The sequence below is a fragment of the Pseudonocardia sp. GCM10023141 genome, from assembly GCF_042653605.1.
Map to the genome: position 1 here is coordinate 49,963 of NZ_JBHSIR010000009.1, position 21,676 is coordinate 71,638.

Consider the following 21,676-nt stretch of genomic DNA (forward strand, 5'->3'; position numbering starts at 1 on the left):
CACCGCGCCGACGTCCCGACATCGGCGCCGTGGCCACTAGGTTGGCGCGGTCGAACGGGTCGCGGCTTGCTGCACAATCGTCGAGCCACGGGGACTGCGGAGATCCGGAGCTGGTCATGATCGAGCGGCAGGTCGTCGAGCTTCGGGTCCACGGTGTCTCGGGCACGCCCGCGGGTGAGCTGCTCGACCGCGCGCTCGTCCGGCAGGTCGCCGGCGACACCACGGCCGGCTTCTACCGGCCCCAGCTCGCTGCGGAGACCCTCGACGAGCCGATCCCACCCGCCGCGGTTCCCACGACGGCGGCCCACCTCGAGGGATACGCGTGGGGCGGGCTGACCTCCGGGGCGCCGAGCCGCGCGCTGTGGCTCCTGCTCCTGCCCTTCGCCGTGATCAACGTGGCCTCGCGGTTGCGTCGGACGAACCGCCGGCTGCTCCTGCAGCTCGCGCTCCACCGGCTCGCGGCGCTCGCGGCGACGGTCGCGCTGCTCGTCGCGATGACGGGGATCGGCGCCGACCTCGTCGGTTGGCAGTGCGGCGGCGGCACCCAGGGCGGCTCCGCCGCCGACATCGACGTGCGATGCGGCGGGCTGCCGGACTGGTTCGCGCGCTGGCTCACCGGGTTGCCACCGGGGTCACGGCTGCTGGTGGGCGCGGCGCTCCCGGTGGCCGTGCTGATCATCCTGTGGTTGCTGAGCCGTCGCTCGGCACAGCGCTACGAGCACGTGCCCGACGGCAAGCCGCTCGGCGCGCCGTCGACCAGCGGCGACCCCGACGAGCCAGACCCCGCGATGGCGAGCGAATGGATGTGGCGGGGCGCCTACATGGTCGACCGGCTGCGGCGCCTGCACCTCGCCGGCGGTGCCGCCGGCATGCTCACCGTCCTGTCCACGACGCTCGGGGCGGTGTGGTTCTGGGCGGTGGCGGCGACCGCGGCCGCCGGGCTCGTCACGGTCGCCGTCGCCCTGTGCACCCCGTCGGTCGTCGGACGTTCGGCGCGGGCGACACCGGAGGCGAACGGGACCCAGCGCGCGGCGTTCACGGCCGTCACCGTCTCGGCCGCACTCGCCGCCGTCGCGCTCGCGACCGGCCAGGTCACGACCACCACTGCGCCGGGCCTACCGGGGTACGACCTGCTGATCAGCATCGGCTTCGCGGTGCAGCTGCTGCTCGTGCTGGCGATCGTCGTGGTCTCCGGACGGCCCGGGGCCGGGTTGGCGAACTGGCGGGCGCCCATGTTCGTCGCGCTGGGCACGTTGCTCGGGGCGGTGTTCAGCGCCGGCGCCTACATCTACGTCGCCACCTGGCTGGCCACCGGCGACGTCGCGCCGGGCATCGGGAAGATGGAGAGCAGCCGCCGGGACCTGGTGGTGCCACCCGCGCTCCAGGCCGCCGCCGAGGCGCTCACCTGGACACTCGCCGGGCTACTTGTCGCGCTCGCCGTCGGCGTCGTGGCCGCCGTACGCAGCCGGCGTCGCGCTCTCGCCGGGCCGCTCGGGGCCGGGTACCCGGCGGTCACCGATCCCCGGGCCGACCGGCCGCGACAGATCCTGTCGATCTTCTGGCAGGCCCGGCTGGTCGACTCCGTCGGCACACCCGTGGTCGCGCTGCTCGCCACCGTCACCGCGACGGCAGCGGTGGTCACGGCCGTCACCCTCGCCTTCGCGGTGGCGGCGCCCGCCGACACGCCGTGGCTGTCGGCATGGGAGTGGACCTACCAGCTCGGCGCCTACGCCGCCGCCGGCGGCCTGGTGCTGCTCGTCGGGCTCGGCGCCGCGGTGTTCCGGGTCGGAAGGACTCGCCGATCGGTCGGGATCCTCTGGGACCTGGCCTCGTTCTGGCCCCGTTCCGTGCACCCGCTCGCGCCGCCCTGCTACGCCGAGCGCACCGTTCCCGACCTCAAGGAACGGATCCGCTGGCACGTCAACGGGCTGTCCGGCGAGGCGTCCGACCTGCCCCGCGGAGCACTCGTGCTCGCCGCGCACAGCCAGGGCACCGTCATCACCGCCGCCGCACTGCTGCAGCTGCAGGCACACCCCGACAAGGAACGGGTGGACCTCGCCCACGTCGCGTTCCTCTCCTACGGCTGCGTCCTCCAACGCCTCTACGCCGACTACTTCCCGCTCTACCTCGGGGAGGCTCAGCTCAAGGATCTCGACCGCGCCGTCGGCGACGACCGGCGCTGGCTCAACCTCTGGCGGCGCAGCGACCACCTCGGCGGCCCGGTCAGCCGCAATCCGGTGGACCGGCAGCTCGTCGACCCGCGCTACTCCCCCGTCCCGGGCGACCTCAGCTACCCGGCCCCCGGCCGGCACTCGATGTACCCGCGGGACCCCGCGTTCCAGCAGGCCGTCGCCGACCTCGCCGAGCGGCTCCCCCCGGCCGCACCGGGCACACCGGAAGCCGCTCCCCGCACCCTCCCGTGATCGCGATGAGCGGGGACGGGGACACACCAGCCGAGACGCCCGCTCAGAACCGGACCGCGACCCCGCCGATCTCGCTGCGCAGCGCGACGAGAGCGGCGTGCTGGACGGCGTGCACCGCAGCACGCGTCGAGCCCAGCGCTGCGGCGATGTCGTCGACCGAGCTCCCCGCGATCCGCCGCGCGAGCACCTCCCGCTGCCCTCCGAGCGCGACGAGCCGAGCTACGAGGTCGGGCCCGTCCGGCGGCGGGCGGTCGAGCCCGGCACGATCAACGTATCCGGGAGCAGGTCTCGCTCCACGAGGAGCCGGGCCACCTCACCGAGTCGTTGGTTCGTCGTCCGGGCGTGGTGGCGGATCCGCGCGAAGGCGTCGTTCATGCTCAGCCCGAACCGCTGGGCGACGACCCCCTTGGCCTGCTCGATGATCACCCGGCTGTTCAGCGCGGACTGGAGTTGCTCGATGACCACCTCGCCGCGCCGGATCGCGCGCTCCTGCAGGATCCCGATCGTGGCGACGTCCGCGAGAGCCTGGCCGAGCTCGCGATCGGACACCGACAGGTCACCGGTCCCGCGGCGGAACAGGTTCAGCGCCCCGATCGACTCCCCGCGCAGGCGCAGCGGCAGCGCGTGCGTCGAGCCGAACACGCCCCGTTCCGCGATCGCGGCCGCGAACCGCGGCCACCGGATTCCCGCGTCGTCGAGATCGGCGACGCTCACCGGCATCGCGGTGCGATAGCAGTCCAGGCACGGGCCCTCATCGTTCTGGAGCTGCATGAGCTCCATGAACTCCGCGTCGTCGCTGGTGGAGGCCATGACCCGGAGCGCGTCGCGCGCATCCGCCAGCACGATCACCGCGGCATCCGATTCCAGCAGTTCAGCGCAGTACGCGACGAGCTGGTCGAGCAGATCCAGCACGTCATAGTCGTCGACCAACGTGTCCGCGAGACGGACGAACGCCCGTCCTGGCATGCCATCGCGCTCTTCAGGTGGACTCATGTCCGCTGCAACCCCTCTGGCTTTCCTGCTCAACCCATGTCCTCGCCGAAGTCCAGCCGCCGCGCGATCACGTCGCGCGCGACATCGATGAGCAACCGTTGCTCGGTGAAGGCGTAGCCGCGCATGCGCGCCAACGCCACCTCCACCGATGCCCCGAGCTGCTGCAGGACCATGCCGGTGGCCTGGTGAATCTCTACTCTGCTGTCGGTCGAGCGGTCCAGCCACCCGTCATCCCCGGGGTCGGTGCGCAGCGTCAACAGCATCAACGACGCCGCATCGGCGACGCCGATCGCGTCGCGCATCGCGTCGGTGGACAGCGGGCCGGGCCGCGACCGGTAGAGGTCGAGCACCCCGAGGTTCACGGCACCCCACTGCAGGGGCAGCACGAACAGGGCGCGGACGTCGGTGCGCTCGAGCACCGACGCGGCGAACATCGGCCACTGCGCGGACTCCGTGCCGTGCTCCAGGTCGGGGACGAACACCGGACGTCCGGTTTCCGCCGCCTCCATGCACGCACCCTCGTTCAACGTGAACTGCATGTCCTCGATCATGTCGGCGGTGGCGTCGGTGGCCCAGAGCGTCAACCGCGCGGGCGTGCTCGTCAACAGCGAGAGCGCGGCACCGTCGACATCGAGCCCGTCGACGCAGGCCCGGCAGATCCGGGCGGCCAGATCCCGCTCATCGAGAACATGGCGGTCGATGGCCATCAGCGCCCGAGTGACGTCACCGATCCGCGGCACGACCACCCCTGACGATGCCTGGTCCGGCCACGGCAGGTGTTGCCTCCGATCCGGGTCGTACACAGCGGTTCCCACGAACCGGGGCACGACAGGGAGGGATCGGGCACCGACAGTGCTGGCCCCACCGTAGCGCCGATCCGCAACGGCGGCCGGACCACCCGTGGGTTGCAGCAGCGGTTCGTCGTCGACTGCGCGCCCCAGCGGGCGGGATGCGCGATCGCCTCACGCACCCGGCGCCGGCCACCACCTCCGGGAGGCGAGCGCGATGGTCGTACCCAACGCCGCCCCGGCCGCCACGTCCGTGGCCCAGTGCACGCCGACGTGGATGCGGGAGTACGCGACGGCCGCGGCCAGCGGAGCCAGCACCACACCCACCGCGGGACTCTCGATCATGAAAGCCGTGGCGAACGCCGCCGCCGACGCCGAGTGCCCGGACGGGAACGAGGACGACGTCGGCGGGTCCGGGATCGTCTGGTAGGCGGGCAGCTCCGACGCGGCCGGTCGCCGCCGGGGCAGCAGGGGCTTCAGCACGGCGTTGGCGACGACGCTGGAGCAGCCCAGTGCGACGACACCGCGGACGGCGCCCCGGCGCGTCGCCCCGCGCCTGGTCGCGAGCAGCGCCGCCGTCGCGAACCACAACAGTCCGTGATCGGCCGCCTGGGAGACCGCCTTCATCACCGTGTCGAACGGGCTCGGCGGGATCTCCGAGACGGCGCGGGAGATCGCCCGATCCAGGTCGTCGATGCGGTCACCGGTCCGGCGGGATGTGGGGTGCACGCCGCGAACCTACGGCGACCGGCACCGCTGCGCCGGGTGGGTCAGCGCCGGGTGGGTCAGCGCCGGGTGGGTCAGCGCCGCGGACGTCCGGTCGAGCGGACCGCCCGCCCCAGCTCCTCCTCGGTGAGGGCCGGGGTGGGCAAGGTCGCCACGACATCGGTGCGGGGCTGCAGCCCCTCGAGGATCATGCTGATCATCCGTTGCTCGATGCCCGGCCGGGCGTCGCTCGCGAAGCCGACGATCGCCTGGACGGCCGCGTTGATCAGCTGGACGTCGGTCGGTTCGACGTCGGGCCGCAGCGCGCCTGCCACCTTCGCCCGTTCGATCAGCACGGCGAGGTACCCGCTGACGGAGGCGTTCATCCGGTCGATCGCGGCCGTCAGCGCGGTGGGCGGTCCCGAACGGGCCCAGCCCAGCGACTCGGTCAGCCCGCCGAGTACCAGCTCCCGGAATCCGCGATCGCTGGCGAAGTCCGCGGCACCCGCCTCGATGAGCCACCGGAAGGCGGCACCGGGGTCCGACGCGACGCTGGCCTGCTCCGACTTGCCGACCGCGGCGTGCATCTTCTCCTGGTAGACGGCGAGGATCAGCTCGTCCTTGTCGGGGAAGCGGCGGTACAGGGTGCCGACGCCGACACCCGCCTCGGCCGCGATGTCGGCGAGCGCGACGCCCAGGCCGCGCTCCGCGAACACGCGCGATGCGCGCTCCAGCACGCGATCGAGGTTCTGCTGCGCATCGCGGCGCAGCGGGCGGGAAGGGGACGAGTCGGCCATCGCGGCGCCCACACTACGCATCAGGGGACCTGTGACAGCCGCGCGACCCGCCCTGGAGATTCATCGGCGACCAGCGTCGCCCCGTCCGAGCCTCGCGCGGACGAGATCGACGTGGTGGCGGGTTTCAGGCCCGATTTCCGCCACCACGTCGATCTCGTGCGTACCGCCTCAATGTTGATCTGCCCGTCCGGACGGGGACACACCGGCGACGAGGGGTGAGCCGCGCTCAGACGATCCTCGGTTTGCCGCCGGAGTAGAACAGCTGCACGGAGAAGGTGCCCTCGTTCAGCATCCATGATCGGATGGTGAAGCTGCGGGCCCCGCTGGTGTGCATGGGATCGGACTCCGCGATCTTCCGCGCCGCGGCGAGCGACTCGGCTCGGTAGATGAACATCCCTTCGCCGTTCCACTGCTGCTCGTCGTCGCTGGCGAACGGTCCCGCGGCGAACATCGTGCCGTCGAGCTCCAGGCGGGTCTGGTGCTCGACGTGCGGGTCGAGGTTCTCGAGCACCGGCCCCAACCCGTTGGTCGGGTTGGAGAACACCACGAACAGCCGCTTGGCCAGCAGGTCGTGCGTCTCCGAGTACTCCACCAGATCACGCCACGCCATCGTGGGTTCGGACATGGGTCTGCTCCTACTCGTGGATGAGGTCACCAGGTCACGTGCAGCTGCCGCGGTCCGCGGAAGATCCAGCCCCAGACCTCGACCTCGTGGGCCGGGTCGAGGCGCACGTCCGGGAACGCGGCGAACAACTCCTCCAGCGCGATCCGGGCCACCTGTGGCGCGAACGCCGCGCCGGAGCAGACGTGGCGGCCGCGGCCGAAGCCGAGGTGGCGCTGGGCCGCCCGATCGAGGTCGTAGACCTGCGGCTCGGTGAACTGGGACTCGTCGCGGTTGGCCGAGCCGTAGGACACCCACACCGTCTGGCCCGCACCGATGCTGCGCCCGGCGAGCTCGACGGGAGCGGCGGGGATCCGGCTGGTCCCGCTGAAGATCGGTGCGATCCAGCGCAGGCCCTCGGCCAGCGCACGGGGTATCACTGCGGGGTCCTCGACGGCCCGGGCGAGCTGCTCGGGCCGCGTGGTCAGCCCCAGGAACGTCGAACCGCAGGCGTGCCCGGGTTCCTGCAACCCGCCGAGCAGCAGCACGTGCAACGACGGGTACAGGCCGTCGAGGGAGCGCACGCTGCCCGCCGGCATCCCGTCGTGGAGCCAGTGCGAGACCACGCCGTCGTCGGGCTGGTCGACCAGCCTCGCGGCCATCGCCTCGACGACGGTCCGGATCTCGGCCTTGGCGGCGTCGGCCGCCGCGAACCCGCCGGGATCCATCATGATGTTGGCGATGCCACTGGCCAGGCCGTGGAACCAGCGGCGCAGGGTGTCGTCGTCGACGGCGGCGAACCCGAGCGCGTCACCGACGCAGCGGACGCTGATCGGCTCGAAGTAGTCGGCCATCAGCTCGGCCCGGCCCTGACCGCGCAGCTTCTCGACGAGCGCCTCCGCCGCGGGGCGCACCGTCGCGTCGAGCTGGGCACGGAACGCCCGTGGCTTGAACGCCGGATCGATCGCGGCGCGCAGCTGCTTGTGCTCGGCGCCCTCGGCACCGAGGACGTGCGGGGTGCCGAAGACCCGCTCGTGGACGGGACTGGTGCCGCCGAGGAAGGTGTCGGCGTCGTCGGCGATCCGGGAGCAGACCTCCCAGCTCGTCGCGATCCACGCCTGGATGGCGGGGACGAACGCCACCGGCGCCTCGGCACGGAGCCTGGCGAAGATCGGATCCGGGTCGGTCTCCAGATCCTGGACGGTGAGCAGGCCGAGCCAGCTCTCGAGATCGGACGTCGGTTGCGCCTGGGTGGACATCGTGCTCCCTTCGGATGATCGGGTCGGGTGATCGGGTCAGAGGTCGAGCACGAGCCGTTCGGTCTTCGCCCTCGCGGTGCAGACGAGCAGGACCTCGCCGGCGGCGCGCTCCTCCTCGGTGAGCACCTCGTCGTGGTGCTCGGGGACACCGCCCAGCACCAGCACCTCGCAGGTCCCGCAGGTGCCGGTGCGACACGAGGACAGGACCACGATCCCGGCGTCCTCCAGCACCTCCAGGATCGAGCGCCCCGGTGGCACGAGCAGCACCTGCCCGGAACCGGCGATCTCGACCTCGAACGCGGTCGGCGGCATGGATCTCGCCCCGGTCAGGGCGCGGCGTGCACGCCGGCCATCAGCGCGCCCAGGTCGTCGGGCGCGAGGAAGGACGGCGGTGGCGGCGGGCCCCAGTTGAACAGCCCGCGTGCTCCTTCGAGCGTCTCCGGGGTCCAGAGCTGGTCGTCGAGGATCGCATCGAGGTCGGAGTAGTACTCGGAGAAGTTGCCCGCCGGGTCCTTGAGGTACCAGAAGAAGTTGGACCCGGCGTGGTGGCGGCCCAGCCCCCACACGTGCCGTTCGGGGTGGCCCTCGAGCATCGCGGCGGCCCCCCGGCCGATCTCGTCGACGTCGTCGACCTGCCAGGAGGTGTGGTGCAGGAACGGCACCGGTGCCGCGAGCGCGAGGAGGTTGTGGTGGTCGGTGGAGCACCGCAGGAACGCCCCGGCGCCGGCGATCCGGTCCGAGAGCTTGAAGCCGATGCCGTCGGCGAAGAAGCGTTCGGTGGTCGCGAGGTCGGTGGTGCCCAGCACGACGTGCCCGAGCTTGCGGGGGCGCACGGCCCCGACCCGTTCGACGCCCGGGGCTCGGGTGTTGCGCCGCTCGGTGCGACCCGGGCCGTTGTAGGGCGTGGCGGCGACGGCCTGCTGGTCGCGCCGCGGCTGGATCTCGACGACCACCCGCACCCCCGACACGGGCTCGACCGCAGCGACGCACCCCTCCCCCGCCTCGGTGGGCACCTGCATCGCGGCGAGCCGCTGCGTGACCCGGCCGAGGTCGTCGCCGTCATCGGCACCGATCCGCATCTCGACGAGGCGCCGCATCCCGGACGCGACGAGCCGCAACTGCTCCCCGCCGTCCTGGGTCGCGAACGCATCGTCACCGGTGGGCGCCAACCCGAAGTCGGTGTAGTAGCGCGCGGTCTCCGCGACGTTCGGCACGCCGATGACCACGGAGGACAGCCTGTGCAGTCCCATGTCCCGTCCCTCCTCAGGCAGGGCCCGCTCAGACGAGCGGGGTGACCTTGCCCTGGATGCCCAGCAGGGCCTGGCCGTAGTTCTCCGCGCTGATCTCCGGGTTCGCCACGGCGTGGCGGCTGGCCACCTCGCTGTCGCGCCAGATCCGTTGCAGCGGGCTGGCATCGGCGAAGCTCGACGCACCGTGCGCCGTGACGAGCTCGCGGATCGCCTCGCGTGCCAGCACGATCGCCCGGCCGGTGTCCATGCGCACCCGGGCCCGCTCGGTGTAGCTCGGGAACACGCCCCGGTACGCCCACTCGTCGATGTCGGCGGCCGCACGGTAGGCGTGCAGGTGCGCGCTGTCGACGAGTGACGCCGCCCGCGCGATGGCCAGCTGCACCACCGGGGCGTCGGCCTGCACGTCGTAGAAGGTGTAGGCGATGTTGCGCCGGTGCGCCTTCTCGATCACGAAGTCGAGCGCGGCCTGCGCGAGCCCCAGCTGCGGCCCGACCAGGATGATCGCGGCGCCCGGCACGAACGCGGCCCGGTAGAGCACCTCGTCGTGGTGCGGGTTGTCGGCCTTGCCGCCGATCAGGCCGAACACCGAGACGTAGCGGTGCGTCGGCACGAACACCTTGTCGGCCACCAGGGTGTTGCTGCCGGTGCCCTTCATCCCCGTGACGTACCAGGTGTCCTCGATCGTCAGGTCCGCCATCGGGATCAGCACCAGGCCCTGGTCCTGCAGCGCGCCGTCCGGCCCGAGGATCGGGATGCCGACGAGCCCCCACTGCGCGTGCAGGCAACCGCTCGCCCAGCCCCACTTCCCGGTGACGATCCAGCCACCGTCGACCGGTTCGGCGACGCTGGTCGGCGCGAACACCCCGGCGATCCGGCTCGCCGGATGCTCCCCCCAGACGTCGTCCTGCGCCTGCTCGTTCCACAGTCCGGTGAACCACGCGCAGACGTTGAGGAGGCTGGTGGCCCACGCCGTCGAGCCGCAGCCGCGGGCCAGCTCGCGGGTGACCTCCAGCTTCGTCCGGAAGTCGACCTCCAACCCCCCGTACCGCTTCGGCTGCATGATCGAGAAGAGCCCGGCCTCCTCGATGGCGGTGATGTTCTCCTCGACGACGCGACGCTGGTCCTCGGTCTGCTGGGCGTGCGCGGCGAGCTGCGGGACGAGCTTCGCGGCGCGTGCCACCAGGTCCGCGCGGAGCTCGCGGTCGGAGTCGGTGGCGCTGGGACGGTCGAGCACGATGCTCATGCCGAATCTCCCTGAGGTCGGTCGTGGTGATCTTCTCGACCACGGAGACCGAACGTAGCCAGCAGCGAATCCGCAGGTGGGCGTCCGACGCTGATCGGACAGGATCCGTGCGCGATCCGGACAGGGCGAACCGGTCAGGTGCGGCGCAGCGTCTCCGAGGGCAGCACGCCGTGCACCTGGCGGTACTGCTGGGCGAACCGCCCGATGTTGACGAAACCCCAGCGCCGGGCGATCTCGGAGACCGTGGCGCCGTCGTCGCTGCACGCCCCGAGCAGCTCCTCGTGGGCCCGGCGCAGCCGGACGTCGAGGATGTAGGCGTGCGGCGAGGTGCCGAGCGCCTGCTGGAAACCGGCCTGCAGCGCCCGGACGCCGACGCCGACCGCGACGGCGAGCGACGGCGTGGTCAGGTACCGGGCCGGGTCCGCCTCGACCAGGTCGACCGCTTGGCGCACCGCCGCCCGGGACACGGGCCGACGCCCGCCGGAGAGCTGATCGCGCCGGGAGTGGGGCTGGGCCAGCAGCAACGTCATCATGGCCTGCTCGCGCAGCCGCGTGGCCACCGCAGGCGGCCACCCGCCGTCGACACCCAGCTGGTCGGCGGCGAGCTGGATCATCCGCGCGCAGCCCAGCACGCCCGCCAGCGCTGCCCGGTCGGCGAGCAACGGGTCGAACCGGATCGTCTCGGCCGCTTCGAGCCCGCCCGCACCGGGGCCGAGGCAGCGGGAGAAGGAGCGCAACGCCGTGACCTCGATCCGCAGCAGGAACATGCGCAGGTCACGGCTCCACTGCAGGACCATCGGCGCTTCTGGTGTGATCACCGCAGCCGCCCGGCCGGCCACGGCGTCGAACCGGGACCGCGCGTGGTCGACCCGCAGGACGCCCCGCAGCGGGATCGTGATCCCCACGTAGCCGTCCAGCGGTGGACCGGTGACGGTCACGGCGCTGCCGTAGTCCATGTGGAACAGGGCGACCGAACCGAGCGAGACGCCGTGGATCCGGGCGTCGAGCTGGCCGTCGGTCACCCGCAGCCGATGGGCCGAGAGCAGCCGGGCGGCACCGTCCTCGGCCTCCTCGATCGACGAGGTCCGCAGGAGCATGCGCCCGGGAGTGTGCTCGGTGATGGCCGGCTGTGGCGCGCTCATCGGGGGACCGGAACGCGAGGGCAGGGAAGCCGCGGACATGTCACCCTCCGACCCCTTCGTCGACGGTCAGTGCAGGCTTCCCGACCGCCGCTTCGCTTGTCAATCGACGACCTGGATCGACATGGCGAGCGGATCCACCGCCGCCTGCGGTCCGCTCCAGCAGCAGGCGGCCGCGCGCGGCGTCGCCGTGCTGGAGTGTCCGGTCGACGGGGGCGTCCGCGCTCGTGGAGAGCGCCTACCGGCGCGCGGTGGCGCGCTACGGCGCCGCCGACGGCTGGCCGTCCGCCTGCTCGAGGAGGAGGCAGGGCTGCAGCTGCGTCCGGATCAGCTCCGGGGGTCCGGATAGTCTCTTTCCGTGATGAGGTGGCGGGGCCGTGGTGGCCGGCGGTCTGGTGCGGTCCTGCTGATGGCGCTGGTCGCCTGGGGCGCCGGCAGCGGGGTGGCGATGGCGCACTCCACGGCGGCCGCGGGCGTGGTCGACATGGCCGCGACCCTCGGTGAGCGCGAGCTGACGGTCACGATCTCACTGCCGTCCGGCGGCACCGGTGCGCTGCCGATCGCGGTGACGACGCGGGGTTCTGCTCCCGAGGCCACGATGCGGGTTCAGGCGGTACCCGGCGCCACCGGCGACCGGGCCACCAGCGAGGCGTCCGTGCGGATCGGCCCGGCGCAGCGCTCGGCGAGCACCGTGCTCCAGATCGATCGACCGGGACCGTGGCAGATCGTCCTCAGCGACGGGGCCCACGTCGCCCGGCTCCCGCTGACACTCGACGCCGCCACCGCGGCGGGCTGGGTCTGGGCCGTGCGGGGCGGCCTCGCGGCCGCCGTGATCTTCGCCGTCGCCGCGCTCGTGCTGCGGGCCCGGCGCCGACCGCGATGGGCGGTGGGGCTCGGCGGGGTCGCGGTCGCCGGTGTCGCCGTGGTGGTCACCGCGGCACTGCTCGGCGGCTCGACCCCGGCAGCGTCGCCCGGCGCCGGCGGCTTCATCGGTGCAACGGACCCGGCAGCCATGCCCGGGATGGACATGGCCGGGATGGGTCACAACGGGATGGTCATGACCTCGCCTGCCATGAGCGCTGGAGACATGAGCGCTGCTGACATGGCGGGAGGCGCCGTCGTGCTGGGCCTGCGCCCCGACACCCCGCCCGTCGCCGGCCAGGCGATGCAGCTCGGCCTGGACCTCACCGACGGCTCCACCGGCAACCCGGTCGACGACCTGGCCGTCCACGACGACGCCCTCATCCACCTCGCGGTCATCGGCCCCGACCGCAGGCTCTGGCACGTCCACCCCGTCCGCACGGCACCGGGCCGCTACACCGTCGAGCTGACCCCGTCCGGCCCCGGCCGCTACGGCGTGTTCGCCGAGCTGGAACGCAGCGGCGGCGGCCACCAGGTGGTGCGCTCCGCGTTCACCGTCGAGGGCACCGCGGGGGCGGCAGCACCCGGCTCCGCGGGTGCGGGACGCCGGGACGTCGCCGGCATGACCGTCGACACCACGGTCGCGTCGCCGGTGGCAGGCAGGCCGAGCCGCATCGCCCTCACCTTCACCGATGCCGGAGCACCGGTGGGCCTGCAGGCCTGGCTCGGGATGGCCGGGCACCTGATGATCCTCGGCCCCACGCCGGCCGGGCCCGGAGCAGCGGACGCGGCGCTCGACCCGGCCGACCCGACGCTGGCCTTCGCCCACGTCCACGACATGACGCCACCCACGGCCACCGGCTACGGACCGACCACCACGTTCACCTACGCCTTCCCCCGCGCCGGGCGCTACCAGCTGTGGGCACAGGTCCAGCGCGACTGGCAGCTGGTGACCGTCCCGATCACCGTCGACGTGACGGCCGCCCCGACCGCCTGACCCCCGTCACCCCGCACCCCGACCGTTCCAGGAACGAGAGACCTCTGATGAAGACGCGACGTGGCCTGTTCGCCGTCCTGCTGGCCGGAGCGGCCCTGCTGATCACCGCCACCCCCGCGCTCGCCCACACGACGCTGAGCAGCAGCGATCCGGCCGACGGGAGCACCCTGACCGCGGTGCCGGCCCGGATCAGCCTGACCTTCGCCGAGGCGGTCACCGTGGCGGCCGACCCGATCACGATCACCGGGCCCGGCGCCGCGACGTGGCAGCTCGGCACGCCGACGATCACCGACTCCACCGTGGCCGCATCGGTGCAGGCGGCCGGCCCCGCCGGGGCCTACACCCTGGCCTACGCCGTCGTCGCCGACGACGGCGACACCATTCGCGGCACCGTGAAGTTCACCCTGGCCACGGCGACAACGCCGACGACCGCGCCCGCCACGACCACCGCGCCCGCGACCACCACCGCGCCCCCGACAACGACGGCACCCGCCACCACCACAACCTCCGCGGCACCCACGACCCCGGCCGCGCCGGCCGCCGCCCCCGACTCGGGCGGCGGCGTGCCCTGGTGGGTCTGGATCGGCGTCGTCGTGGTGGTGCTCGCGATCATCGCCACGGTCCTGCTGCTGCGCAGCCGGGGGCGCACCGGATCCTGACGACGACACCGACGTCAGGGCCCGGTGCCCGCGATGTCCGACGGGTGCGCGGCCAGCGACGTGACCTCGATCGTCATGTACGGGAACAGCGGCAGGTTCCACAGCAGGTCGTGCAGCTCGCCGTTGTCCGCGACATCGAAGATGCTGAGGTTCGAGTACTGGCCGACGACCCGCCAGATGTGCGGCCACTTCCCCGCGCGCTGCAACTCCTGGCTGTAGGCCTTCTCCCGGGCGAGCGTGTCCGCCCGCTCGCCCGGGTCCATGTCGAGCGGCAGCGCGACGTCCATCCTCACGGCGAAGAGCATGGGCTCAGGCCGGGTCCAGGACGAAGTCGTACTCGACGTCGACGCCGGTGCCGTCGGCGGTCGGCCGGGGGTCGAGCATGAGCTCGGGCTTCACGGCCGCGGCGATGTCGTCGTCGTTGTGCGGGTCGCCGGGGAAGTACAGCTGGGTCGTGATCAGCATGTGCTCGGGCGCCGAGACCTTCAGGTGCAGGTGGGCGGGCCGCCAGGCGTGCCAGTCCGCCGCGCGGATGAGCGCGCCGGTCGAGCCGTCGGTCGGGATCTGGTACGGCGCGGGCTGGATGGTGTGGATCGTGAAGCGCCCCTCGTCGTCGGTGGTGAACCGCCCCCGCAGGTTCCACTCCGGGATGCCGGGGGCGAACTGGGCGTAGAAGCCCTCGTCGTCGCAGTGCCAGATGTCGACGGTGGACCGCGCGATCGGGACGCCGGCGACGCTGCGGACCTGGCCGTGGAAGGTCATCGGCGTGCCGGGCTCACCGTCGCGCATCGGCAGCGTGCCCTCGGCGCCGAACTCGGGCGCGCCGGGCGCGTAGAACGGGCCCTCGATGGTGCCCTTGCTGCCCTCGCGGCGGGCGTTGGCGACCTCCTCCACGACGTGCTCGACGAACACGTCGAGGAACAGCGGCCACTCGCCGTCCACGCCGACCTGGATGAGCCACGCCTTGAGCGCGTCGTACTCGGCGTAGGTGACGTCGTGCTTGCGGATGGTCGCGTGCACCGCCTCCAGCACCTCGCGCGCGAGCAGGCTGACGCGCTCGGGCGGCGTGTCGGCGGCGAGGGTCTTGTCGGTGCGGAACCGCTCGGTCGCCGATGCGCCGGTGGCGGCCGCTGTCGCCGTGTCCTCGACCGTGGTCGCGTTCTCGACGGTTGTCATGATGGGGTCCCTTCGTGGGGCGAGGTGGTGGGTGCCTGCGCCGGTTCGGGTGGTCAGCTGTCCTGGCGGTAGTGCGTGAGCTTGTCCTCGTCGATCTCGATGCCGAGCCCGTGGCCGTCACGCACCCGCAGGACACCGTTGCGGATCTGCAGCGGCTCGGCGAGCAGGTCGTCGCTCATGTCGAGGAAGTTCGACAGCTCACCGGCGCGGCGGGAGGTGAGCTCGAAGGCGGCACCGAACGCGAGGGTGCACAGCGTTCCGATCTGGCTGTCGATCTGGTTGCCCATGACGACGTCGACGCCCATGCCCTCGCACTGGAACAGCACGCGCTGGGAGTAGGTGAACCCGGTGCGGGCCGTCTTGATGCTGATGCCGGTGGCCGCACCCCCGAGCAGCTCGCGCGTGACCTCACCCGGACGGGAGACGCTCTCGTCGGCGAACATCGGGATGGTGCTCTGCGTGACGAGCCAGCGGCGGCCGAGCACATCGTCGGCCGGGCAGAGCTCCTCGGCGAACTGCAGGTCCAGATCGGCCATCGCCCGCAGCGCTCGCGCCGACTCGGCCGGGGTCCATCCCCTGTTGCCGTCGATGTAGAGCTCGATGTCGTCACCGAGCGCCTCGCGCAGCGCCCGGCAGGCGGCGACGTCCCGGTCGATGGGGCGCCTGCCGACCTTCACCTTGAACGTGGTGATCCCGAACGCGTCACGCATGCGACCGGCCTCGGCGACCATCTCGGACGGTTCGGCGAAGCCCACCATGTGCGAGACCCGCATGTGGTTGCCGTAGCCACCGAGCAGCTCGGTGACCGGGGCGCCGACGGACTGCCCGATGACGTCCCAGATCGCCATGTCGATGGCGGACTTCGCGGTGGGGTTGGCGACCGTGCGGTTGAGCCGGGCGTGGATGTTCTCGCGCTCCAGCGGTGAGATGCCGACGATCTGCGGCGCGAACACACCATCGATCACCGCGATGATCGACGCCTGGGTCTCCCCGTAGGTGAACGGTCGCGGCGGCGCTTCGGCCGTGCCGACCACACCGTCGTCGGTGTGCACCCGCACGAGCACGTGCTCGGCATCGGTGACCTGGCCGGACGCGAAGCGCAGCGGCTTGCGGTAGGGGATCGAGAACGGGATCGCCTCGATCCTGGTGATCTTCATCGGTGCTCTCCGGTCCCTTCAGCGGCGGATGAGCGGGCTGCGTACGACGTTCGTGCCTGCGGCCCGATCGGCCGAGTCGAAGAAGTCCTCCCGGTAGATGTCGCGCGGGAACAGCCGGGCCTTCATCAGCGCCTTCATCGTGTCGGTGACGAACTCCGGGCTGCCGCAGATGTAGGCGACGTTGCCGGCCGCCCGCGGGAAGTCCGCGGCGAGCAGCGCCGGGACCCGCCCCGTGCGACCCTCGTGCTCCTCCCGCGACAGCGCCGGGCGGTAGTCGAACCAGTCGTGCTCGGCGGCGAACGCCGCGAACCAGGCGTGCTCGTAGAGGTCGTCCGCGCCGGGCACGCCGTGGTAGAGCACCACCTCGTGCTCGGCGCCGGTCTCGGCGATGTGCGCCACGATCGACTTCATCGGGGCGAGGCCGGTGCCGCCGGCGAGCAGCAGGATCGGCTGGGTGCGCGCGGGGCGGAAGGAGAACCGGCCGTAGGGCCCCGACAGCGAGACCGCGTTCCCCACCGCCAGGTCCTTGAAGATCCAGCCGTCGGTCGCGACACCCTCGGGTGTCCGCTTGACGTGCAGCTCCACCCGGTCGCCCTGCCCGGGGGTGGAGGCGACCGAGTACGGCCGGTTGCCGCCGCCGGGCAGGTTGAGCTGGACGTACTGGCCGGGGTTGAAGCGCAGCGGCTCGGTCAGCCGGATCACCACGCGACGCACGTTCGGGGCGGCGTCCTCGAGCACCTCGACGACACCCTCGTAGTCACGGACCGGGTGGACATCGACTCCCTCTTCGGCGTCCACCTCCCCCTCGATCGTCACGTCGCCCTTGGGCCGGGCGACGCACAGCAGCGCCGCACCCTCGTCCCGTTCGGTGTCGAGCAACGCGTAGGGCGAGGCGTCACCGAGATCGAGCTCGCCGTCGAGCACCTGGGCCTTGCACGTGCCGCAGGTGCCGTGCGTGCAGGCGTGGGGCAGCCAGATGCCCTCGCGCAGGCAGGCGTCGAGTACGGTCTGGTCAGCGCGGCAGGTGATCTCCGCACCCAGCGGTTCGACGGTGACGGTGAAGCTCTGCGTGCTCATGCCGAGAACGACAGCAGCGCCTTGTGCCCCACACCGAGATCGGCGAGCGAGGCGTCGGCAGCCGCGGTGAGCGGTGTGTCGAACAACTTCCAGTCCCGCACGGCGGCGGCGTCGAAGTCGGGGTCCGATCCCGCCCACGGCGCGACGACGCCGTCGACGAACTCACCGAACGGCATCGCCTTCGGCACCCGGAAGCACGCCGCGGAGCAGAACAGCAGGTTGCCGGTCCACGTGACGTAGACGAGCTGGTCGTCGCCGAAGTTCTCCGCCCGGTCCGCGGAGGGGAACGTGTAGTCGTAGAGCGCCCTCACGGTCATCGTCAGCTCCCCTGCTTCGGTCCGTCGTCGTGCCACTCCGCCCACGACAGCGCGTCCGGCGAGCCCTTGTACTCACCGTTGTCACCGTCCTGGATGCCGTACCACTCCAGCACCTCCGGAACGGTCGGACCGCCGCAGTTGCCCTGGTAGATCTGGTGCACCGGCAGCCAGGCCTGGATGTACTTCTCCGGCTCCCGCTCGAAGATCCACTGGCAGCCGTTGCTGCAGGTGTGGAACGTCTCGCCGTTGAACTCGCTGCGCCGGAAGGAGATCTTCGTCGGGTCGTCGGCCTCGGTGAACGCCATCGGGATCTGGCACACCTCGCACAGCTGGGGCAGGCCCTGGAAGAAGACGCGCCCGCCATCGGCCTCGATCTTGCGGTGCTTCTCCCATGTCGGGCGGTAGACGGTGTCGAAGGTGTCCGGGTACTGCTCCGACAGCCACGCCATGTGCTCGTCGTTGGGCGTCTGCGTGGTGAAGGCGGCGGCGAAGCTGAAGTTGTGCAGGATCTTGTAGACCTCGTGGGAGAGCTTGTCCTTCTCCGCGATCGCGTCCTGCACGAAGCGCGGCGGCTTGATGCCGTAGAACTCCAGGTCCGGGAACAGGCCGCCGAGCATCTGGTCCTCGAAGTAGAGCTCGAACGCCTCCTTCCAGCTCATGACCTGCTTGGGGAGCATGTAATCCATCATTCCGGCCACCAGCGCCGACATGCGGTACGCCCGCCAGAACCACTTGTCGATCCAGTCCTGGATGATCGGCACGTTGGCCTCGTCCTGCTCCAGCAGGAACTTGATGGCCTCCAGACCGAGCGTCATGTGCCGGCTCTCGTCCGACTGCGCCGAGAAGCCGAAGCTCATGGTCGGCATGTCGCCGTTGAAGCTGGCACCGCTCATGAACGGCACGAACAGCAGGTTCGTCAGCAGGTACTCGAAGCTGAACGAGATCGAGATCAGGAACTCGAACGGACCCGCGGTCATCGCGTCGTCGAACAGCGACTTGGGCACCGACAGGTACCAGACGCGGTCGTGCATCTTCGACCAGCTGTGGAAGCCGCCGTAGTACTTGTTGTAGTTGCTGATCGTGTGGATCTGGGTCTGCGCGTGACGCAGCTCGTCAACGCTCTGGCACAGCGCGGCGAACCGCGGGGCCGGGCCCTCGAGGTAGCGGGCGAGGTAGGCGAAGTGGCGGTGCGCGGCGTACTCCAGCGGCGTCACGCCCTGGATGAACAGCTTGATCGCGTTCAGGTAGCTCGCGTCGGAGAGGCCCAGGTGGCCCTGGCTCTGCGCGAAGCTGTCCAGCACCGCGTAGAGGCGCTTGTCCTTCTCCGCCTGGTACTTGTAGTAGGCGTCGACGGTGAGGCGGAACGGGTCCTGCCACCCGTCCCAGTCGTGGATCTTGATGCCCTCGTAGGAGGTGTGCGGGAACAGCTCCTCCTTGGTGACGTAGCTCGGCTCCCAGTCCAGGTCCCTGGTCAGCAGCGAGTACCGCTCCTTGAGGGGCAGCTTCTTCTTGCGCGGCGTCGTCTGAGTCATGTCAGTGCTCCCAGCTCACGATGATCTGGTCGTCGTCCCATTCGGAGAAGTTGCCGGCGTAGGAGATGATCGCGAGCTGGAACTCGCCGGTCTCCCACTCGCGACCGATCTGGGCTTCCACGGATTCGCGGTTGATCACGATCCGGCCGGCGGCCTGCAGCTTGACCATTCCGGGCAGGCTGCGAATCGTCAGCTCGGGGTTGTCGGCCTTGATCGCGTCGATCAGGCCGCGGTTCTCCTCGGCGTCCTGGATGTCGATGCCGACCTGGCGCAGGGTTCCGGTCATGCCGTTGCTCCCTCGAGTCGATCGGTGATGACGGCCGACAGTGCGTCGACCGCCTGCTCGGCACGGGGCCGCCAGGTCGCCTCGATGCGGGCGAGGTGCTCCTGGTTGGACGTGCCGTTCTCCGGGTCGTCGCGCCACGCGCCCACCAGCGCGTCGAGCCACCGGCGCTGGTCGGAGAACCAGGTGCTCAGGTGCTGCGCGAACAGGCTGTACGCGCCGGCACCCTCCAGCAGCGCCCGCTCGTCGAGTCCGCTGTAGACGAGCGGGTAGATCAGCGAGTCGACGATGTCGACGGCGAGCACGCCCTCCGCCCAGTCCTCGACGATCATGATCTCCTCGACCAGCCGCCGCAGCGGCTGCAGGTGCTCGCTGTCGAGCCACTCCTGCTTGGCGGTGGTCAGCACGTCGGCGGTGCCGGTGCCGAGCGCGATGCCGACCCGGGAGAGCATCTGCGCGTTGCCGATCCGGTCGAACGCCGCGAACGTGCAGCACTGCTCCAACGACGTGCCGTAGGCGAAACGCGCACCGGCGACGGTGATCAGCTGCGCACCGGACTCGTAGTGGCGCAGCGGCACGACGACCGACGCGAGTACGGCACGCCAGCCCGCCGGCATCCGGGCCAGTAGGTCGCGGTCCTCCAGGTAGGACAGGGTCTTGCCGAACTCGTCGTGCAGCGCGGCCCGGTTGGTGACATACGGCGTGTAGTAGTACTGCCGCGGGTCGGTGAACGTGTAGGGGTCGGTCAGGCGCAGCGCCGAGTAGCGCTCGTCGTAGAGCTCCCGGTTCTGGGCCCACGTCGGGCGGTAGTGGAAGTTCTCGCGGGGCTCGATGTCGAGGGTGGCCTCCAGGTAGCGGCTGGCCGGCTGGTCCCCGAAACGGTCGATGACGTTCTGGTAGCTCTGCCGCTTCTGCTCGATGACCTGGTACCGCAGTTCGTACTGCACGCGTTCTCCTGGTGTCAGCGGGTGGGCGAGTGGCTCGAGGCCGGATCGATGAGGTTCAGCACGAGCGCCTGCAGCTCGTCCTCCCCCGAGAGCCGGCGCGGGACGTCCTCGGTGCGGCCGTCGACGATCAGGCGGACCAGGGCCGAGCGCCCCGCCATCACCGTCTGCACGCGGGCCGCCCGTTCGCCGAAGCCGACGGTGAACGTCAGCTCGCCGGGGCCGACCTCATCGGTCAGGCTGAGGACCTCGCCGTGCTCGCGCAGGATCGCGTTCGCCTCGCTGATCAGCTGCTCGGCGAGCGAGCGGACCATCATCTGGGCGTCGGCGGCGACCGGCATGGGGATCGGTCGGCTCTCGGTGGTCGCGGCCTCCGGAGCGGGCGCACCGTCGAGCAGCGCCTGCACGCTGAGCATGAACGGGGTCATCGAGGCGGTTTCCCCTCAGCCGATGCCGGTCGACGTCGACCGGCGGGTGCGACGAGTGTCGGCCTACGGGAGGGGTGTTGTGAAATACAAGATTCGTTGAAACCGAGACGCTGAGCGTCCTAATTCGGGCGAGCGCGCAACGGGCGGCCGCCACCGATCAACTTCTCGGCACGCGCGCGGACCCGGGCGACGTGCGCCGATCGCTCGTCCAGGCGCGTCGCCAGTGCGAGCTCGACCTCCTCGGTGTTGCCCGCCAGCGGCAGGTACTGGGCCCCGGTGATCTTCAGGTGCTGCACGGAGGCGGGCACCAGCGCGACACCGAGCCCGGCCGCGACGAAGGACACGAGCGTCGAGGTCTCCCCCACCTCGTGCACCTGTGACGGCGTGAACCCCGACCGCTGGCAGGCGTCGATGACGGCCTCGTAGACCACCGAGCGGTGGTGGGAGGGGTAGGTGATGAAGGGCTCGTCACGCAGGTCGGCGAGCCTGACCTTGGCCCGACCGGCGAGCGGGTGGGCCTCCGGGAGCACGGCGATCAGCGGCTCCCGGCGCAGCACCCGCACGTCGATGTCGAGGCTGCGCACGGGCGGGCGGAGGAACCCGAGGTCGAGCGTGCCGTCGAGCAGGGCGGTGACCTGGTCGGGGGTGAGCATCTCCCCCTTCAGATCGAGCTCGATGCCGGGGAGCTCGGCACGCAGCACGCGGGCCAGCGACGGCAGGAGGTCGTAGGTGGCCGAGCCGGTGAAGCCGATGGCGAGGCTGCCCAGCATGCCGTCGGCGACCCGGACCGCCTCCTCGACGGCGTCGTCGATCGAGACGACGATCTGCCGGGCCCGGTCCAGGAAGCGTTCGCCCGCCGGGGTCAGCTCGACCTTGCGGGTGGAACGGGTGAACAGGGCGACACCCATCTCCGCTTCCAGCTGCTTGATCTGCTGCGACAGCGGCGGCTGCGCCATCCGCAGCCGGGCGGCGGCGCGTCCGAAGTGGCACTCCTCGGCCACCGCGATGAAGTAGTGGATCCGCCGCAGCTCCATCGCTGCAGGTTAA

At 71.4% G+C, this 21,676-nt stretch carries 25 protein-coding genes; 4 read left to right on the top strand and 21 right to left on the bottom strand.

What is annotated here, in order from left to right; genetic code table 11:
* Window positions 1-116 precede the first annotated feature (116 nt).
* Window positions 117-2,423 (top strand): hypothetical protein, encoded by a 2,307-nt coding sequence (locus ACFPFQ_RS05130; RefSeq protein ID WP_379615272.1) that lies wholly within the window; start codon window positions 117-119, stop codon window positions 2,421-2,423.
* A gap of 43 nt (window positions 2,424-2,466) precedes the next feature.
* On the opposite strand, the gene ACFPFQ_RS05135 is transcribed toward ACFPFQ_RS05130, so the two are convergent.
* The 11 genes from ACFPFQ_RS05135 to ACFPFQ_RS05185 form a co-directional block, all read right to left on the bottom strand.
* Window positions 2,467-2,610 carry a hypothetical protein gene (locus tag ACFPFQ_RS05135; RefSeq protein ID WP_379615274.1) on the bottom strand — a complete coding sequence of 48 codons (144 nt, stop codon included), beginning with the start codon at window positions 2,608-2,610 and terminating at the stop codon, window positions 2,467-2,469.
* A 32-nt stretch (window positions 2,611-2,642) separates the two neighbouring features.
* On the bottom strand, window positions 2,643-3,416 hold the full coding sequence (locus ACFPFQ_RS05140; protein ID WP_379615276.1) for an ANTAR domain-containing protein: 774 nt from the start codon (window positions 3,414-3,416) through the stop codon (window positions 2,643-2,645).
* A 29-nt stretch (window positions 3,417-3,445) separates the two neighbouring features.
* The gene (locus tag ACFPFQ_RS05145; protein WP_379615278.1) at window positions 3,446-4,156 is read right to left on the bottom strand and encodes a GAF and ANTAR domain-containing protein; all 711 of its coding nucleotides are present in this window, start codon (window positions 4,154-4,156) and stop codon (window positions 3,446-3,448) included.
* A 222-nt stretch (window positions 4,157-4,378) separates the two neighbouring features.
* Window positions 4,379-4,933: a phosphatase PAP2 family protein gene (locus ACFPFQ_RS05150; RefSeq protein WP_379615280.1), complete on the bottom strand. Its 555-nt coding sequence runs from the start codon at window positions 4,931-4,933 to the stop codon at window positions 4,379-4,381.
* A 71-nt stretch (window positions 4,934-5,004) separates the two neighbouring features.
* A complete protein-coding gene (locus tag ACFPFQ_RS05155) occupies window positions 5,005-5,727 on the bottom strand; it encodes a TetR/AcrR family transcriptional regulator (RefSeq protein ID WP_379615282.1) in 723 nt (240 codons plus the stop codon).
* Window positions 5,728-5,932: 205 nt separating this feature from the next.
* Entirely contained in the window at window positions 5,933-6,331 is a 399-nt protein-coding gene (locus ACFPFQ_RS05160; protein ID WP_379615284.1) for a YciI family protein, read from the bottom strand.
* A 26-nt stretch (window positions 6,332-6,357) separates the two neighbouring features.
* Window positions 6,358-7,566, bottom strand: a complete 1,209-nt coding sequence (locus ACFPFQ_RS05165) for a cytochrome P450 (RefSeq protein ID WP_379615286.1) — start codon at window positions 7,564-7,566, stop codon at window positions 6,358-6,360.
* Window positions 7,567-7,602: 36 nt separating this feature from the next.
* The gene (locus tag ACFPFQ_RS05170) at window positions 7,603-7,878 is read right to left on the bottom strand and encodes a 2Fe-2S iron-sulfur cluster-binding protein (protein WP_379615288.1); all 276 of its coding nucleotides are present in this window, start codon (window positions 7,876-7,878) and stop codon (window positions 7,603-7,605) included.
* 14 nt (window positions 7,879-7,892) lie between these two features.
* Complete coding sequence (locus tag ACFPFQ_RS05175) at window positions 7,893-8,816, bottom strand: VOC family protein (protein WP_379615290.1); 924 nt, start codon at window positions 8,814-8,816, stop codon at window positions 7,893-7,895.
* A 28-nt stretch (window positions 8,817-8,844) separates the two neighbouring features.
* Window positions 8,845-10,059: an acyl-CoA dehydrogenase family protein gene (locus tag ACFPFQ_RS05180; protein WP_379615292.1), complete on the bottom strand. Its 1,215-nt coding sequence runs from the start codon at window positions 10,057-10,059 to the stop codon at window positions 8,845-8,847.
* A 134-nt stretch (window positions 10,060-10,193) separates the two neighbouring features.
* Window positions 10,194-11,201, bottom strand: coding sequence for an AraC family transcriptional regulator (locus ACFPFQ_RS05185; protein WP_379615294.1), 1,008 nt, complete (start codon window positions 11,199-11,201; stop codon window positions 10,194-10,196).
* Between the two features lie 121 nt (window positions 11,202-11,322).
* On the opposite strand from ACFPFQ_RS05185, the gene ACFPFQ_RS05190 reads away from it, so the two are divergent.
* From ACFPFQ_RS05190 to ACFPFQ_RS05200, 3 genes are read left to right on the top strand one after another with little or no spacing between them, the layout of a single operon-like run.
* Window positions 11,323-11,547, top strand: a complete 225-nt coding sequence (locus tag ACFPFQ_RS05190; RefSeq protein WP_379615296.1) for a hypothetical protein — start codon at window positions 11,323-11,325, stop codon at window positions 11,545-11,547.
* A gap of 60 nt (window positions 11,548-11,607) precedes the next feature.
* Window positions 11,608-13,056, top strand: a complete 1,449-nt coding sequence (locus ACFPFQ_RS05195; RefSeq protein ID WP_379615297.1) for a hypothetical protein — start codon at window positions 11,608-11,610, stop codon at window positions 13,054-13,056.
* 47 nt (window positions 13,057-13,103) lie between these two features.
* Window positions 13,104-13,715 (top strand): copper resistance CopC family protein, encoded by a 612-nt coding sequence (locus ACFPFQ_RS05200; RefSeq protein ID WP_379615299.1) that lies wholly within the window; start codon window positions 13,104-13,106, stop codon window positions 13,713-13,715.
* Between the two features lie 14 nt (window positions 13,716-13,729).
* On the opposite strand, the gene catC is transcribed toward ACFPFQ_RS05200, so the two are convergent.
* The 10 genes from catC to ACFPFQ_RS05250 all read right to left on the bottom strand — a co-directional run bounded on the left by catC (window position 13,730) and on the right by ACFPFQ_RS05250 (window position 21,663).
* The gene (gene catC, locus ACFPFQ_RS05205) at window positions 13,730-14,020 is read right to left on the bottom strand and encodes a muconolactone Delta-isomerase (protein WP_379615301.1); all 291 of its coding nucleotides are present in this window, start codon (window positions 14,018-14,020) and stop codon (window positions 13,730-13,732) included.
* A 4-nt stretch (window positions 14,021-14,024) separates the two neighbouring features.
* Complete coding sequence (gene catA, locus ACFPFQ_RS05210) at window positions 14,025-14,891, bottom strand: catechol 1,2-dioxygenase (protein WP_379615302.1); 867 nt, start codon at window positions 14,889-14,891, stop codon at window positions 14,025-14,027.
* A 53-nt stretch (window positions 14,892-14,944) separates the two neighbouring features.
* Window positions 14,945-16,048: a mandelate racemase/muconate lactonizing enzyme family protein gene (locus tag ACFPFQ_RS05215; protein WP_379615304.1), complete on the bottom strand. Its 1,104-nt coding sequence runs from the start codon at window positions 16,046-16,048 to the stop codon at window positions 14,945-14,947.
* Window positions 16,049-16,066: 18 nt separating this feature from the next.
* Window positions 16,067-17,125, bottom strand: coding sequence for a 2Fe-2S iron-sulfur cluster-binding protein (locus ACFPFQ_RS05220; RefSeq protein ID WP_379615306.1), 1,059 nt, complete (start codon window positions 17,123-17,125; stop codon window positions 16,067-16,069).
* The gene (locus ACFPFQ_RS05225) at window positions 17,122-17,442 is read right to left on the bottom strand and encodes a phenol hydroxylase subunit P4 (protein WP_379615308.1); all 321 of its coding nucleotides are present in this window, start codon (window positions 17,440-17,442) and stop codon (window positions 17,122-17,124) included. The genes ACFPFQ_RS05220 and ACFPFQ_RS05225 overlap by 4 nt, the downstream gene beginning before the upstream one ends.
* 2 nt (window positions 17,443-17,444) lie before the next feature.
* Window positions 17,445-18,974: a YHS domain-containing protein gene (locus tag ACFPFQ_RS05230; RefSeq protein ID WP_379615310.1), complete on the bottom strand. Its 1,530-nt coding sequence runs from the start codon at window positions 18,972-18,974 to the stop codon at window positions 17,445-17,447.
* Window position 18,975: 1 nt separating this feature from the next.
* Window positions 18,976-19,260, bottom strand: coding sequence for an MmoB/DmpM family protein (locus ACFPFQ_RS05235; RefSeq protein WP_379615311.1), 285 nt, complete (start codon window positions 19,258-19,260; stop codon window positions 18,976-18,978).
* The gene (locus tag ACFPFQ_RS05240) at window positions 19,257-20,204 is read right to left on the bottom strand and encodes a phenol 2-monooxygenase (protein ID WP_379615313.1); all 948 of its coding nucleotides are present in this window, start codon (window positions 20,202-20,204) and stop codon (window positions 19,257-19,259) included. Before ACFPFQ_RS05240 ends, ACFPFQ_RS05235 begins: the two co-directional genes overlap by 4 nt.
* Window positions 20,205-20,218: 14 nt before the next feature.
* Complete coding sequence (locus tag ACFPFQ_RS05245) at window positions 20,219-20,629, bottom strand: hypothetical protein (protein ID WP_379615315.1); 411 nt, start codon at window positions 20,627-20,629, stop codon at window positions 20,219-20,221.
* Window positions 20,630-20,748: 119 nt separating this feature from the next.
* A complete protein-coding gene (locus ACFPFQ_RS05250; protein ID WP_379615317.1) occupies window positions 20,749-21,663 on the bottom strand; it encodes a LysR family transcriptional regulator in 915 nt (304 codons plus the stop codon).
* Between the last annotated feature and the right edge of the window lie 13 nt (window positions 21,664-21,676).

Bases quoted from the DNA above. Each gene is read 5' to 3' on its own strand.
- ACFPFQ_RS05250 (WP_379615317.1), bottom strand. From the start codon at position 21,663: ATGGAGCTGCGGCGGATCCACTACTTCATCGCGGTGGCCGAGGAGTGC.
- ACFPFQ_RS05155 (WP_379615282.1), bottom strand. From the start codon at position 5,727: ATGCGTAGTGTGGGCGCCGCGATGGCCGACTCGTCCCCTTCCCGCCCG.
- ACFPFQ_RS05170 (WP_379615288.1), bottom strand. From the start codon at position 7,878: ATGCCGCCGACCGCGTTCGAGGTCGAGATCGCCGGTTCCGGGCAGGTG.
- ACFPFQ_RS05160 (WP_379615284.1), bottom strand. From the start codon at position 6,331: ATGTCCGAACCCACGATGGCGTGGCGTGATCTGGTGGAGTACTCGGAG.
- ACFPFQ_RS05225 (WP_379615308.1), bottom strand. From the start codon at position 17,442: ATGACCGTGAGGGCGCTCTACGACTACACGTTCCCCTCCGCGGACCGG.
- ACFPFQ_RS05175 (WP_379615290.1), bottom strand. From the start codon at position 8,816: ATGGGACTGCACAGGCTGTCCTCCGTGGTCATCGGCGTGCCGAACGTC.
- catC (WP_379615301.1), bottom strand. From the start codon at position 14,020: ATGCTCTTCGCCGTGAGGATGGACGTCGCGCTGCCGCTCGACATGGAC.
- ACFPFQ_RS05195 (WP_379615297.1), top strand. From the start codon at position 11,608: ATGGCGCTGGTCGCCTGGGGCGCCGGCAGCGGGGTGGCGATGGCGCAC.
- ACFPFQ_RS05185 (WP_379615294.1), bottom strand. From the start codon at position 11,201: ATGAGCGCGCCACAGCCGGCCATCACCGAGCACACTCCCGGGCGCATG.
- ACFPFQ_RS05220 (WP_379615306.1), bottom strand. From the start codon at position 17,125: ATGAGCACGCAGAGCTTCACCGTCACCGTCGAACCGCTGGGTGCGGAG.
- ACFPFQ_RS05215 (WP_379615304.1), bottom strand. From the start codon at position 16,048: ATGAAGATCACCAGGATCGAGGCGATCCCGTTCTCGATCCCCTACCGC.
- ACFPFQ_RS05130 (WP_379615272.1), top strand. From the start codon at position 117: ATGATCGAGCGGCAGGTCGTCGAGCTTCGGGTCCACGGTGTCTCGGGC.
- ACFPFQ_RS05200 (WP_379615299.1), top strand. From the start codon at position 13,104: ATGAAGACGCGACGTGGCCTGTTCGCCGTCCTGCTGGCCGGAGCGGCC.
- ACFPFQ_RS05140 (WP_379615276.1), bottom strand. From the start codon at position 3,416: ATGAGTCCACCTGAAGAGCGCGATGGCATGCCAGGACGGGCGTTCGTC.
- ACFPFQ_RS05235 (WP_379615311.1), bottom strand. From the start codon at position 19,260: ATGACCGGAACCCTGCGCCAGGTCGGCATCGACATCCAGGACGCCGAG.
- ACFPFQ_RS05230 (WP_379615310.1), bottom strand. From the start codon at position 18,974: ATGACTCAGACGACGCCGCGCAAGAAGAAGCTGCCCCTCAAGGAGCGG.
- ACFPFQ_RS05245 (WP_379615315.1), bottom strand. From the start codon at position 20,629: ATGACCCCGTTCATGCTCAGCGTGCAGGCGCTGCTCGACGGTGCGCCC.
- ACFPFQ_RS05180 (WP_379615292.1), bottom strand. From the start codon at position 10,059: ATGAGCATCGTGCTCGACCGTCCCAGCGCCACCGACTCCGACCGCGAG.
- ACFPFQ_RS05165 (WP_379615286.1), bottom strand. From the start codon at position 7,566: ATGTCCACCCAGGCGCAACCGACGTCCGATCTCGAGAGCTGGCTCGGC.
- ACFPFQ_RS05190 (WP_379615296.1), top strand. From the start codon at position 11,323: ATGGCGAGCGGATCCACCGCCGCCTGCGGTCCGCTCCAGCAGCAGGCG.
- catA (WP_379615302.1), bottom strand. From the start codon at position 14,891: ATGACAACCGTCGAGAACGCGACCACGGTCGAGGACACGGCGACAGCG.